Source organism: Sediminicoccus sp. BL-A-41-H5, assembly GCF_050632405.1.
Taxonomy (GTDB): domain Bacteria; phylum Pseudomonadota; class Alphaproteobacteria; order Acetobacterales; family Acetobacteraceae; genus Roseococcus.
Window position 1 is genome coordinate 1373736 of sequence record NZ_CP192601.1, and the last position, 13364, is coordinate 1387099.

The 13364-nt window shown below is 70.9% G+C and carries 13 protein-coding genes and 1 pseudogene; 12 read left to right on the forward strand and 2 right to left on the reverse strand.

Translation table 11 applies throughout. The features are described 5' to 3' along the window. Positions 1-142 precede the first annotated feature (142 nt). The 7 genes and pseudogenes from guaB to ACQ860_RS06885 form a co-directional block, all read left to right on the forward strand. Positions 143-1633, forward strand: a complete 1491-nt coding sequence (gene guaB / locus ACQ860_RS06855) for an IMP dehydrogenase (RefSeq protein WP_431302664.1) — start codon at positions 143-145, stop codon at positions 1631-1633. Then, positions 1626-2336, forward strand: coding sequence for a haloacid dehalogenase type II (locus ACQ860_RS06860; RefSeq protein WP_431302665.1), 711 nt, complete (start codon positions 1626-1628; stop codon positions 2334-2336). The genes guaB and ACQ860_RS06860 overlap by 8 nt, the downstream gene beginning before the upstream one ends. Beyond that, positions 2333-3640, forward strand: a complete 1308-nt coding sequence (locus tag ACQ860_RS06865; RefSeq protein ID WP_431302666.1) for an RsmB/NOP family class I SAM-dependent RNA methyltransferase — start codon at positions 2333-2335, stop codon at positions 3638-3640. Before ACQ860_RS06860 ends, ACQ860_RS06865 begins: the two co-directional genes overlap by 4 nt. A 60-nt stretch (positions 3641-3700) precedes the next feature. Next, positions 3701-4222, forward strand: a complete 522-nt coding sequence (locus ACQ860_RS06870; RefSeq protein ID WP_431302667.1) for a GNAT family N-acetyltransferase — start codon at positions 3701-3703, stop codon at positions 4220-4222. A 2-nt stretch (positions 4223-4224) separates the two neighbouring features. Continuing rightward, positions 4225-5040, forward strand: a complete 816-nt coding sequence (gene bla, locus ACQ860_RS06875; protein ID WP_431302668.1) for a class A beta-lactamase — start codon at positions 4225-4227, stop codon at positions 5038-5040. Between the two features lie 30 nt (positions 5041-5070). After that, entirely contained in the window at positions 5071-6639 is a 1569-nt protein-coding gene (guaA, locus tag ACQ860_RS06880) for a glutamine-hydrolyzing GMP synthase (RefSeq protein ID WP_431302669.1), read from the forward strand. 540 nt (positions 6640-7179) lie between these two features. Beyond that, positions 7180-7485: pseudogene (locus tag ACQ860_RS06885) on the forward strand (SDR family oxidoreductase); the annotation flags it as partial. Here the strand turns inward: ACQ860_RS06885 and ACQ860_RS06890 are convergent. Next, positions 7460-8722 (reverse strand): cation:proton antiporter, encoded by a 1263-nt coding sequence (locus ACQ860_RS06890; RefSeq protein WP_431302670.1) that lies wholly within the window; start codon positions 8720-8722, stop codon positions 7460-7462. The pseudogene ACQ860_RS06885 and the gene ACQ860_RS06890 sit on opposite strands and share 26 nt — an antisense overlap. Before the next feature lie 37 nt (positions 8723-8759). Next, positions 8760-9077, reverse strand: a complete 318-nt coding sequence (locus ACQ860_RS06895; RefSeq protein ID WP_431302671.1) for a DMT family transporter — start codon at positions 9075-9077, stop codon at positions 8760-8762. Between the two features lie 114 nt (positions 9078-9191). On the opposite strand from ACQ860_RS06895, the gene ACQ860_RS06900 reads away from it, so the two are divergent. From ACQ860_RS06900 to ACQ860_RS06920, 5 genes are all read left to right on the forward strand, one after another. Beyond that, on the forward strand, positions 9192-9734 hold the full coding sequence (locus ACQ860_RS06900) for a TetR/AcrR family transcriptional regulator (RefSeq protein ID WP_431302672.1): 543 nt from the start codon (positions 9192-9194) through the stop codon (positions 9732-9734). A 31-nt stretch (positions 9735-9765) separates the two neighbouring features. Next, positions 9766-10110: an ArsC family reductase gene (locus ACQ860_RS06905; protein WP_431302673.1), complete on the forward strand. Its 345-nt coding sequence runs from the start codon at positions 9766-9768 to the stop codon at positions 10108-10110. A gap of 71 nt (positions 10111-10181) precedes the next feature. After that, on the forward strand, positions 10182-10394 hold the full coding sequence (locus tag ACQ860_RS06910) for a hypothetical protein (protein WP_431302674.1): 213 nt from the start codon (positions 10182-10184) through the stop codon (positions 10392-10394). A 63-nt stretch (positions 10395-10457) separates the two neighbouring features. Then, positions 10458-12023 carry an ABC transporter substrate-binding protein gene (locus ACQ860_RS06915; protein WP_431302675.1) on the forward strand — a complete coding sequence of 522 codons (1566 nt, stop codon included), beginning with the start codon at positions 10458-10460 and terminating at the stop codon, positions 12021-12023. 19 nt (positions 12024-12042) lie between these two features. Then, entirely contained in the window at positions 12043-13329 is a 1287-nt protein-coding gene (locus ACQ860_RS06920; protein WP_431302676.1) for an ArgE/DapE family deacylase, read from the forward strand. The last annotated feature ends 35 nt before the right edge of the window (positions 13330-13364 follow it).

Genomic DNA, 13364 nt, shown 5'->3' on the forward strand with positions numbered 1-13364 from the left:
CGCGCGGAGCGCGCGCCCGGCGTTTGAGGGCACAAGGCCTCTGCGCCCGGCGCTTGAGGGCAATAACACTCCTTTACGCGCACGGCGCGCGCGCTTAAGGAAGCGCGCCAAGGTCGAGTGACCGCCCCCGAAAGGCCCCGCCATGGCAGCTTCCGATTTCGCCGAACCCATCCGCATCGCAGAGGCTTACGCTTTTGACGACGTGCTGATGCTCCCCGCCTATTCGACGGTGCTGCCCGGCCAGGTGGACACGCGCACGCGGCTCACGCGCGAGATCGCGCTGCACATCCCCCTCGTCGCCGCCGCCATGGACACTGTGACCGAAGCGCCCATGTCCATCGCCATGGCCCAGCGGGGCGGCATCGGCGTCATCCACAAGAACATGTCCGCCGCCGACCAGGCCGAGCAGATCCGCCAGGTGAAGCGCTTCGAAAGCGGCATGGTGGTGAACCCCGTCATGGTGAACCCCGAGCAGACGCTGGCCGATGTGATGGAGCTGAAGGCCCGCCACCGCATCTCGGGCTTCCCGGTGGTGGAGCCCGGCACGGGCCGCCTGGTCGGCATCATCACCAACCGCGACCTCCGCTTCGCGACCGACCCCAAGCAGCGCGTCTATGAGCTGATGACGCGCGAGAACCTGGTCACCGCGCCGCAGAACGTGACGGCCGAGCAGGCGCGCACCCTGCTGCACAAGCGCCGCCTGGAAAAGCTGCTGGTGGTGGATGATGCGGGCCGCTGCGTCGGCCTCATCACGGTCAAGGACATGGACAAGTCCGAGGCGCATCCCAATGCGGTGAAGGATGGCATGGGGCGCCTGCGCGCCGCCGCCGCAACCGGCGTGGGCGATGACGGGCTGCGCCGCGCCGAAGCGCTCGTCGCGGCCGAGGCCGATGTCATCGTGGTGGACACGGCGCATGGCCATTCCGGCGGCGTGCTGGCCGCGATCGAGCGCATCAAGCGCCTCTCCAACACGGTGCAGATCATCGCGGGCAATGTCGCCACCCCCGAGGGCGCGCTGGCGCTGATCGAAGCGGGTGCCGATGCGGTGAAGATCGGCATCGGCCCCGGCTCCATCTGCACGACCCGCATCGTGGCCGGCGTGGGCGTGCCGCAGCTCACCGCCGTGATGGAATGCACGGCCGCGGCGCGCGAGCGCGGCGTGCCCTGCATCGCCGATGGCGGCATCCGCAATTCGGGCGACATCGCCAAGGCGCTGGCCGGCGGCGCCGAATGCGTGATGATGGGCAGCATGTTCGCGGGCACGGATGAGGCGCCGGGCGAGGTGTTTCTCTACCAGGGCCGCTCCTACAAATCCTATCGCGGCATGGGCAGCCTCGGCGCCATGGCGCAGGGCAGCGCCGACCGCTACTTCCAGGCCGATGTGAATGACCAGCTGAAGCTGGTGCCTGAAGGCGTCGAAGGCCGCGTCGGCTACAAGGGCCCGGTCGGCCCCGTGATCCACCAGCTGGTCGGCGGGTTGCGCGCCGCCATGGGCTATACGGGCAGCGCCACCATCGCGGATCTCCAGAAGAACGCCCGCTTCCGCCGCATCACCAATGCCGGCCTGCGCGAGAGCCATGTGCATGACGTGGCGATCACCCGCGAAGCGCCGAATTACCGCTCCGATGGGTGAGAGCTGGGAACCGCCCGCCCGCCCGGAACGGGAGATCGAGGCGGTCATCTTCGACGCCTATGGCACTCTGCTCGACGTGCATTCCGCCGTCGCGCGCCATGCCACGCGGCTCGGCCCCCAGGCGGAGGCCTTCTCGGCCGAGTGGCGGGTGAAGCAGCTCGAATATTCCTGGGTCCGCAGCCTCACCGGCCCCGCGCATCACCAGGATTTCTGGACCTGCACGCAGGAGGCGCTGCGCTTCGTCTGCACACGCCATGGCGTGCGCGACCAGGCCCTGATCCAGGACCTGCTGGAGGCCTATCGCACGCTCGACGCCTATGCCGAGGTGCCCGCCATGCTCAAGGCGCTGCGCGCGAAGGGCACGCGCACCGCCATCCTCTCCAACGGCTCGCCGCTCATGCTGGCGGATGCGACCAAGGCGGCCGGCATCTCCACCCTGCTGGACATGCTGCTCTCGGTCGAGGCGGTCGGCATCTTCAAGCCCGACCCGCGCGTCTATGCGCTGGCCGAACAGCGGCTCGGCCTGCCCACCGCCCGCATGGCATTCGTCTCGGCCAATCCCTGGGACACCCAGGCGGCGCTGGCCGCGGGCTTCCGCGCCATCCGCGTGAACCGCACGGGCGCGCCCGATGAATACGGGCTCGCGGCCGCGGGCGTGCCGAGCCTCGCGGACCTCACCACCCTGCCCGGCCTCATCCCGTGACGCCCGAGGGACGGCTCTCCGCCGCGATCGACCTGCTGCATGCGGTGATGGACCAGCCGCGCCGCCCGGCGGACGCCATCAGCGCCGATTTCTTCCGCGGGCGGCGCTATATCGGCGGCGGCGACCGCCGCGCCGTCTCCGATCTCGCCTGGGGCGTGCTGCGGCAGCGGCTGCGCCTGGAATGGTGGATCGGGCAGACCGGCGCGCGCGTGACACCGCGCCTGCTGGCCCTCGCCTTCCTGCTGCTGGCCGAGAAGCGCAAGCCGAACGAGGCGGCGCGCCTGTTCGACGGCGGCCGCTACAGCGCGGGCCCGCTGGATGCCGGCGAAATGGGGGTCGCCGAACAACTGGTCGGCAAGCCGCTCATGGGCAAGGACATGCCCGACGGCCCGCGCCTGAACCTCCCCGAATGGGCCCTGCCCGGCCTCGCCGCCCGCTTCGGCGCGACGCTGGAGGAAGAGGCCCGCGCCATGGAGGGGACCGCGCCGCTCGACCTGCGCGTGAACCTGCTGAAGACCACGCGCGAGGCCGCGCAGGCCGCACTCCGCGCCGAGGGCCTGATCTCCGAGACCACGCCCCATTCCCCCTGGGGCCTGCGCCTGCCGCACCGCACCCCCATCACCGGTTCCGCCGCCTACAAGGCCGGGCTGATCGAGGTGCAGGACGAGGGCAGCCAGCTCATCGCCGCGCTGGTGGCCGCGCGGCCCGGCATGCGCGTCGTGGATTACTGCGCGGGCGCGGCGGGCAAGACGCTCGCCATGGCCGCGACCATGGCCAATCAGGGCCGTGTGACGGCCTGCGATGTCTCGGCCCCCCGCCTCGAAGGGGCCGCGAAACGCCTGCGCCGCGCGGGCGTCCACAATGCCGAGACGCATCTGCTGGAAGCCGGCGACCGCTGGGTGAAGCGCCGCGCCGGGAGTTTCGACCGCGTCCTGGTGGACGCGCCCTGCACCGGCACCGGCACCTGGCGCCGCAACCCCGATGCCCGCAGCCGCACGGGGCCCGAGGACCTCGCGGAGCTGCTCGCCAAGCAAGATGAAATTCTTGCAACTTCGGCCCATCTCGTGAAACCTGGGGGTAGGCTTGTCTACGCGACATGCTCACTGCTGCCCGAGGAGGACGAAGTGCAGGTTGAGGCTTTCCTGGCCAGGCATCCGGGCTTTCGCCCCGTGCCGCTGGCCACCGCCTGGGTCGAGGCGGGTTTGCCGGGCGCGCCGCCCACCGGAGCGCAGCACATGCTGCTCTCCCCGGCCGCGCATGGCACGGATGGCTTCTTCTGCGCGGTCCTGGAGAAGGCGGCGTGAGCGCCCGGCCCTAGGCCCGTGGTCACGATCCGCCGCGCGAGGCCGGGGGATGCCGATGCCATGGCGCGCGTCCACCTCGCCGCCTGGCGCAGCACCTATGCCGGCATCCTGCCCGAGGGCTACCTGACCTCCCTCTCCGCCGAGCGCGAAAGCCTCGACTATGAGCGCGGCATCCTGCAGCGCCGCGGCGGCCATGCCGGCTTCGTCGCCATCGCCGATGGGCAGGAAGTTGCGGGCGGCGGCGTGGTCGGCTTCATCACCGGCGGCCTCTCCCGCCGCCCGGGGATTGCCGAGGGCGAGGTGGAGACGCTCTACCTGCTGGATGATTTCCGCGACCGCGGCGTGGGGCGGCGGCTGATGCGGGCCATGGCCTCGCATCTGGCCTCCCTCGGCGCCGAATCCGCCTTCGCCTGGGTGCTGGAGGAGAACCCCTCGCGCTGGTTCTACGCCCGGCTCGGCGCCAAGCTGGTGACGCGGGAAGCCTTCACCTTCGCCGGCCAGCGCACCACGCAGCTCGCCTATGCCTGGGAGCCGATCCACACCCTGCTGACGGCGACGGCCACCACCCGGCTGCCGCGCTGATCATGTGGCCCCGCCGCGCCCTGCCGCTGCTGGCGGCCCTCGCCCCGCGCGCCGCCCTGGCCGAGGGGCTTTCCGCCATCGAGGCGCGGGTCGGCGGAAGGCTCGGCGTCATGGCGCGCCAGGGTGGGCGCGTGCAGGCGCACCGCGCGGCTGAACGTTTCCCCATGGCCAGCACCTTCAAGGCGCTGCTCTCGGCCGCCGTGCTGGCGCGCGCGCCCGACATGTCCCGGCGCCTGGAGATCCCGCGCGAGCTGGTGCCCTGGTCGCCCGTCACGGAACGGCATGCGGGCGGCAGCCTGAGCCTGGATGAGCTCTGCGCCGCCATCATGACGATCAGCGACAACACGGCGGCGAACCTGCTGCTGGAGGTGGTGGGAGGGCCGGCCGGGCTCACATCCTGGCTGCGCGGCATCGGCGATGCGACGACGCGGCTCGACCGCACCGAGCCCATGCTGAACGAGGCCCGGCCCGGCGATCCGCGCGACACGACGACGCCGGGCGCGGTGGTGGAGACGCTCGCGCGCCTAGCGCTGGGCGATGTGCTGGCGTCGCCGGCCCGCGCGCGCTGGCTCGGCTGGCTCGAGGCCAACACCACGGGCGGCGCCCGTCTGCGCGCGGGGGTGCCGGCCAGCTGGCGCGTGGGCGACCGCACGGGGGGCGCCGCGCATGGGACGAGCAATGTGGTGGGCCTGCTCTGGCCGCCCGAGGGTGCGCCTTGGATCGTGGCCTGTTTCCTCACCGAGTCCACGGCATCGCCCGCCGCCCGTGACGCGGCGCTGGCCGATGTCGCAAGGCTGCTCGTCGCCCTGGAGGCTTGACGCGCGCCCCGCGCCATGCTGCCCAACGCCATGACCAGCACCCCCGCCCAGCACGACCGCATCCTCATCCTCGATTTCGGCAGCCAGGTGACGCAGCTCATCGCGCGCCGCCTGCGCGAGAGCGGGGTTTATTGCGAGATCTGGCCCTACAATGCCGCCCCGGAGGCGCGCATCCGCGCCTTCGCGCCGAAGGGCATCATCTTCTCCGGCGGCCCGGCCTCGGTCACCGAGGGCGAGAGCCCCCGCGCGCCGGACTACGCTTTCGCCTCCGGCCTGCCCATCCTCGGCATCTGCTACGGCCAGCAGACGCTGGCGCATCAGCTGGGCGGCACGGTCGAGGGCGGGCATGCGCGCGAATTCGGCCGCGCCGTCGTCACCGTCACGGGCGACTGCCCCCTCACCCAGGGCGTCTGGGCGAAGGGCGCGCGCGAGACGGTCTGGATGTCGCATGGCGACCGCATCACCGTGCTGCCCCCCGGCTTCCGCGTGGTGGCCGAGAGCGAGGGCGCGCCCTTCGCACTGATCGCCGATGACGCGCGCCGCTACTACGGCACCATGTTCCACCCCGAGGTGGTGCACACGCCGCATGGCGCGCAATTGCTGCGCAACTTCACCCATGGCGTCTGCGGCTGCACGGGCGACTGGACCATGGCCGGCTATCGCGCCGAGACCATCGCCAAGATCCGCGCCCAGGTGGGCACGGGCCGCGTGATCTGCGGGCTTTCGGGCGGCGTGGATTCCTCCGTCGCGGCCGTGCTGATCCATGAGGCGATCGGCGAGCAGCTCACCTGCATCTATGTGGATCACGGCCTGATGCGCGCCAATGAGAGCGAGCAGGTGGTGAAGACCTTCCGCGAGCGCTTCAACATCAAGCTCGTGCATCGCGACGCGAGCGAGCTCTTCCTCGGCCAGCTCTCCGGCGTCACCGACCCCGAGCAGAAGCGCAAGATCATCGGCCGCCTCTTCATCGAGGTCTTCGAGGAGGAGCAGAACAAGCTGGGCGGCGCCGATTTCCTGGCGCAGGGCACGCTCTACCCCGACGTGATCGAGAGCGTGAGCGCGACGGGTGGCCCCTCCGTCACCATCAAGTCCCACCACAATGTCGGCGGCCTGCCCGAGGGCATGCGGATGAAGCTGGTGGAACCGCTGCGCGAACTCTTCAAGGACGAGGTGCGCGCGCTGGGCCGCGAGCTGTCCATCCCCGAGGAGATCGTGGGCCGCCACCCCTTCCCCGGCCCGGGGCTTGCCATCCGCATCCCCGGCGAGGTGACGCGCGAAAAGGCGGACCTGCTGCGAAAGGTGGACACGATCTACCTGGAGGAGATCCGCAACGCCGGCCTCTATGACGCCATCTGGCAGGCCTTCGCCGTGCTGCTGCCCGTCCGCACCGTGGGCGTCATGGGCGATGGCCGCACCTATGACCAGGCCTGCGCGCTGCGTGCGGTGACGAGCACGGATGGGATGACGGCCGATGTCTATCCCTTCTCGATGGAGTTCCTGAGCCGCGTCTCCAACCGCATCGTGAACGAGGTGCGGGGGATCAACCGCGTGACCTACGACATCACCAGCAAGCCGCCGGGGACGATCGAGTGGGAGTGAGCACCCGCCTCGCCCGCCTCTACGGCGCGCTCGCCACGCTCCCCTTCCGCCTGCGCCGCAGCCAGATCGCGCCCCTCGCGCGCGTCTCGCACGGCAAGTGGATCCCCTAACTGCCGGAGACCTTCAGCAAGCCGGGCCTCGGCGTGCTCGGGATCGGCGCGCGCAACGTCACCGGCATCACCTGCGCGGCCATTTCGCCCAGGCGCACCACACCGGCTTCGACTTCTGCGCGGGCGAGAACGTGGATGTGGTGGGCGACGCGCGCTACCCGGCCCCGCGCTGAGGGGGCCCCGCGGAACCTTGCCTTGCCCGCAATGCCCCCCCCCGACCTGGCCTCGGCGCGAAAAGGGGGCGGCCTGCGCGCCCCGGGACGTGGAGGAAGGCGCGGATGTGCAACTGGTGCACGCGGTCGGGAATCGCCGAGGCGCTGACCGCCGGGATCAAGCCGGGCGGCCGGCGCCGTCCTCGCCACCCAGGCCCCGGCCCAGGCCCAGACCACGCCACCGCGCGCGGAGGTGATCTTCCGCACCGGCCGCATCCTCGCCGGCGCTGCTCCCCTACGCCACCACCAAGGGCGCGGTCGCCAATTTCAGCGCGGGCCTGGCGCAGCTGCTCGGCGAGCGCGGCATCCGCGTGAACAGCGTGGCGCCGGGGCCGATCTGGACGCCGCTCATCCCCTCCACCATGCCGCCCGGGAAGGTCGAGGCCTTCGGCAAGGAGACGCCGTTGGGCCGCCCCGGCCAGCCCGCGGAACTGGCCGGCGCCTTCGTGCTGCTGGCCTCGGACGAGGCGAGCTACATCTCGGGCACATGCCTCGGGGTCACGGGCGGCGCGCCGATCCTTTGAGGCGCCGCCGCCCCCGCCATGCATCCAGCCGCCGCAGGATGGGCGTGACACTCAACCCGTGCAGCAGCACCGAGAGCAGCACGATCAGCCCGACCAGCGCCCAGAGCCGCCCGGCCTCCGCCGTCTCCATCCGGTTCAGCCCATAGGCCAGGTAGTAGAAGCTGCCGATGCCGCGGATGCCGAAGCAGGCCAGCACCGCCCGCTCCCCCGCCGGCGCGCCGAGGCCCAGCAGCGCGAGCCAGCCGGCCACCGGCCGCACCACCAGCAGCACCAGCAGCGCCATTGCCCAATCCGCCCAGGTGAGCGGCGCCAGCAGCCCGCCCGTCAGCGCCCCGCCGAGCAGCAGCAGGACCGCCGTCATCAGCAACCGCTCCACCTGGTCGGTCATGGCGTGCATGGCGTCGTGGAAATCATGCTGCCGGTGCGCGTGCCGGTAGGCGAGCGCGGTGACGAAGACGGCGAGGAAGCCGTAGCCCTGCGCCATCTCCGCCGCGCCATAGGAGAGGAAGGTGGCGGAGAGCGCGATCATCCCATCGCCCGTGCGCGCCAGCGCGCTCTCGGGCGGGACATGGAAGGTCACCCAGCCGAACCCCAAGCCCATCCCCCAGCCGACCAGCACGCCCGCGCCGATCTTCCACAGGACGGCCCAGGCCAGCCACTCGCCGAACCAGGCGCCCCCCGTGCCCGCCACCGCCCCCAGCGCGATGGCGAGGTGGATGAAGGGAAAGGCCAGCCCGTCATTCAGCCCCGCCTCGGAGGTGAGGCCGAAGCGCACCTCATCCTCGGGGCCCGAGCGCGGCGGCCCCACCTGCACATCGCCCGCCAGCACCGGATCGGTCGGCGCCAGCGCACCGCCCAGCAGCACCGCCAGCGCCAGGGGCAGGCCGAGCCCCCAGACGCCGAGGGCCGCGATCGCGAGGATGGTGAGCGGCATGGCGAGGCCCAGCAGCCGCCAGGTCACCGCCCAGCGGCGCCAATGGAAGGGGCGATCAATCTTCAGCCCCGCGCCCATCAGCGCGATGATGACGACGATCTCGGTCAGGTGCTCCACCAGCCGGGGATGCGCCTGCGGCAGCGCCAGCGGCGTGCCGAAGGGCAGCAGGAAGAACAGCGCGCCCAGCCCGACGGAGAGGATGGGCATGGAGAGCGGCAGCCGCCGCACCAGCAGCGGCAGCCAGACGACGAGGGCGATGAGCAGGCCGGCGCCCGTCAGCGCCAGCAGGAAGGGCGAGGGCATGCCGGCTCAACGGCCCGGCCCCCGCCCGGTTGGCGCCTCAATGCGCGAGCTTCAGCGTCACCACGCCCGCGATGATCAGCACGACGCCCGCGAAGCGCAGGAGGGAGGTCGGGTCGCCGTAGAAGAGGACGCCCACCAGGAAGGTCCCCGCCGCGCCGATGCCGGTCCAGACCGCATAGGCGGTGCCCATCGGGATGGTGCGCTGCGCCAGCCAGAGCAGCAGGCCGCTGATCCCCATGAAGACGACGGCGATGACGATGCCCGTGACGCGCGTGGCCGGCACCTGCGCCATCTTCAGCCCGACCGGCCAGCCGATCTCGAAGAGGCCGGCGAGGACGAGATAGATCCAGCTCATGACAACATCTCCCTGGTCCGGGCGGCCGGGGAGCCACCCTTCGTGATCCGGGATTTGACATACACGCGTATTTTTATTATTGCAATACGTCTGTATGAAATAAGGAGCCGCCCCATGGGACGCCGCCCGAGCATCAACCGCGACGAGGTCCTGGCGCTGGCCGAACGCATCGTCGCCGAGCGCGGCGCCGCGGCACTCACCATCGAGGCCGTCGCCCACGCGGCCGGCATCAGCAAGGGCGGCGTGCAATCCTGCTTCGGCACGAAGGAGGCGATGATCGGCGCCATGCTCGACCGCTGGTTCCAGGATTACGCGGCCGGCGTCACCGCGGCTCTCGACGGGGCGCCGGGGGGTCTCGCCGCCCGCATGGCCGCCCATCTGGCCCTCTCGCTCGACGCCACGGATGGCAGCCCGGCCCGGGGCGCCTCCCTCCTCGCCGCCCTCCTCCAGCACCCCGAGCAGCTGCACGCCGTCCGCGCCTGGTATGCCGAACGCTTCGCGGGACTGTTCGAGGCCGGCGAGGCCGGCCGCGCGCTGCGCCTCGCCCTGCTCGCGATCGAGGGCGCGGTGCTGCTGCGCCATTTCGGCCTGGCGCGCCTCCCCCCCGCCGAATGGGCCGTGCTGCGCGAGGACATCGCCACCCTGATCCGGGTTTGATGCCGGCCGCCTTCGGTGCCACACAGGCGGCATGATCACGATCCATGGCATCAAGAACTGCGACACCATGAAGAAGGCCCGCGCCTGGCTGGACGCGAAGGGCATCGCCCACGCCTTCCACGACTACAAGACGCAGGGCATCGCCCCCGAGACGCTGCGCGCCTGGGTGGCCGAGCATGGCTGGGAGGCGCTGCTGAACCGCGCCGGCACCACCTTCCGCAAGCTGCCCGAGGCCGAGAAGCAGGGCCTGGACGAGGCGCGCGCCGTGGCGCTGATGCTGGCGCAACCCGCGATGATCAAGCGCCCCGTGCTGGACCTCGGCCAGACGCGGCTGGTGGGCTTCAGCGCCGAGAGCTACGCCCGCGCGCTCGGCTGAGCCGGTTTCGCTTGGCGTGGCACGCCCGCGCGCGATAGGCTCGCCCAAAGCGGTCGAGGAAGGATCACACCATGCAGGACAACAGCGTCGCCGTCCGGAAGGAAGTCTCCGGCCGCGGCAAGTTCCTGGCCTTCGGCATCATCGGCCTGGCGCTGATCATCTCGATCTTCATCGAGAAGTTCGGCGCGCCCGAGAGCGCCCGGAACATCCCCTATATCCTGGCCGCCGCCGTGGTGCTCGCCATCGCCATCCCGCTCGCCTTCTACCGCCGGCCCATCCGGTAATTGCTTGACGCGGACCGCCCGCCCTTCAAGATGAATCCGCGTTCATCCTGAAGGAGAGCCCCCGTGTTGCTGCGCGCCGCCCTGCTGGCCACCGCCCTGCTCGCCGCCCCCATCCAGGCGGAGGCCCAGCGGACGCTCACCATCGGCATGGCCGGCATCCCCACGGGGATGGATCCGCATTACCACTCCTCCAACAACAACAACGCGCAGCTCCGGCAGATCTTCAACCCGCTGCTCGACCTCGACACGCAAAGCCGCATCTTCCCCGTGCTGGCCGAGAGCTGGCGCAACATCGACGACCTCACCTGGGAATTCCGCCTGCGCGAGGGCGTGCGCTTCCATGACGGCACGCCGCTGGAGGCCGAGGACATCGCCTTCTCCTTCGCGCGCGTGCCGCAGGTGCCCAATTCGCCGGGCCCCTTCACCCCCATGGTCCGCACCATCGCGGAAGTCCGCATCATCGACCCGCGCACCATCCATGTGATCACGCGCGAGCCCGCCCCCTTCTTCGACCGCGACATCACCTCGATCATGATCCTCTCGCGCCGCATCCATGCGAACGCGACGCTGGGTGATTTCAACCAGGGCCGCGCGCTGATCGGCACCGGCGCCTATCGCCATGTCAGCTACGCCCAGGGCGAGCGCCACGAACTCACGCGCAACCCGGATTTCTGGGGCCCCCGCGTCCCCTGGGACCGCGTCATCACCCGCTACATGACCAATAACGGCGCGCGCGTGGCGGCCCTGCTGGCCGGGGATGTGGACCTGATCGACGCCGTCCCCGTGCAGGATGTCCAGCGCCTCTCGCAAGACCCGCGCCTGGCCGTCTTCACGGCGGACAGCATCACCACCTCCTACCTCATGCCCGACACGGTGCGGGACCAGGCGCCCTTCGTCACGGACAAGCAGGGCAACCCGCTGCCCCGCAACCCGCTGCGCGACCTGCGGGTGCGCCAGGCCATCTCGCTCGCCATCCCGCGCGAGGCGATCGTGAGCCGCCTCCTCGTCGGCCAGGGCCGCGCGGCCGAGCAATTCGCCGCCCCCGCCCTGCCCGACCGCGCGCAGGGCCTGCCGCCGATCCCGACCGACCTCGCCCGCGCCCGCGCGCTGCTGGCCGAAGCGGGCTTCGCGGATGGCTTCCGCATGACCATCCATGGCCCCAACGGCTTCATCCCGTCGGATGCCGACATCCTCCAGGCCATCGCCCAGGGGCTGACGCGCATCGGCATCGAGACGCGCGTGGAAGTCCTGCCGCCCGCCAATTTCTTCACCCGCGCGACGGCCCGCGAATTCGGCATGTTCATGACGACCTTCACGACCTCGACGGCGGCCAACATGCTCCGCCAGGTGGTGGCGACGCGCGATCCCGTGACCGGCTTCGGCCCCTTCAACCGCCAGCACTATTCCAACCCGGCGGTGGACGCGCCGCTGTCGGAGGCGCTGCGCACCATGAACCCGGAGCGCCGCAATGCGCTCACCGCGCAGGCGATGCGCGCGGCGACGGATGATCTCGGTGTCATTCCCGTGCATTATCTCCGGGTGAGCTGGGCAGCGCAGCGGGCGCGGGTGCGTTACGATGCGAGCCCCATCTGGTACACCAACGCTTTGCTGGCCTCGCCCGCGGAGTGATCGAGCCGAGGTAGAACGCATGCCCGACAAGTCCATCCGCAACCGGCTGGCGGATGCCGTGGAGCGCGGCTTCGACGAGCAGGTGCGCTTCCTGGCCGACATCGTCCGCCACCCCTCGCTGCGCGGGCGCGAAGCGCCGCTGCAGGACCACATGGCCCGCTGGTTCAACGCCCGCGGCTATACGGTGGACCGCTTCTCGCTCGCCGATGTGCCGCTGGCCGAGCACCCCAAGGCCAGCCCCATGGTGGATGTGGACCCTGCCGGCTCCTTCCAGGTGGTGGCCTCCAGGCGCTGCGCCGCACCCACCGGGCGCAGCCTCATCATCCAGGGCCATATCGACGTGGTGCCCGAGGGCCCGGCCGAGATGTGGAGCTACCCGCCCTATGGCGGCACGGTGAAGGATGGCTGGCTCTACGGCCGTGGCGCGAACGACATGAAGGCCGGCGTCTCGGCCATGTGCTTCGCCATGGAGGCGCTGCGCGGCGCGGGCTTCGCGCCCGCCGCCGATGTCCATCTCCAGACCGTCACGGAAGAGGAAAGCACTGGCAATGGCGCGCTGGCCACGCTGCTGCGTGGCTACCGCGCCGAGGCCTGCCTGATCCCCGAGCCCACCGGCGGCACCATCACCCGCGCGCATACCGGCACGATGTGGTTCCGCCTCAAGGTGCGCGGCGTGCCCGTGCATGTCGCGGTCGCCCAGTCCGGCAGCAATGCCATCATGAGCGCCTATCACCTGATCCAGGCGCTGCAGGAGCACACCCGCCAACTGAACGAGGTGGCGAAGACCCACCCCTGGTATGCCCAGGTGCAGGACCCCATCAAGTTCAACCCGGGGATGATCAGGGGCGGCGACTGGGCGAGTTCCACGCCGGCCTGGTGCGAGGTGGATTGCCGCATCGGCCTGCTGCCCCGCCAGGATGTGGCGGAGTGCCAGCGCGGCGTGGAGCGGGCCGTGGCGGCGGCCGCGCGGACCGACAACTTCCTCTCCAACAACCCGCCCGAGGTGCAGTGGCACGGCTTCCTGGCCGATGGCTTCGTGCTGGAGCCGGGCAGCGAGGCGGAGGCCATCCTCTCCGAGGCGCATCGCTGCGCCTTCGGGACCGAGATGGGCGCGCGCATCACCACCGCGGTGAACGACACGCGCTTCTACGGCTTGTATTTCGACATGCCGGCGCTCTGCTACGGCCCGAAGGGCGAGAACAACCACGGCTTCGACGAGCGGACCAACCTGGAGCAGTTGAAGACCACCACGCTCGCCATGGCGTGCTTCATCGCGGACTGGTGCGGATTGCAGCCGATCGAGTAGCGAGAGGGCTTTGCCCTCTCGCGCTCATCCACCAA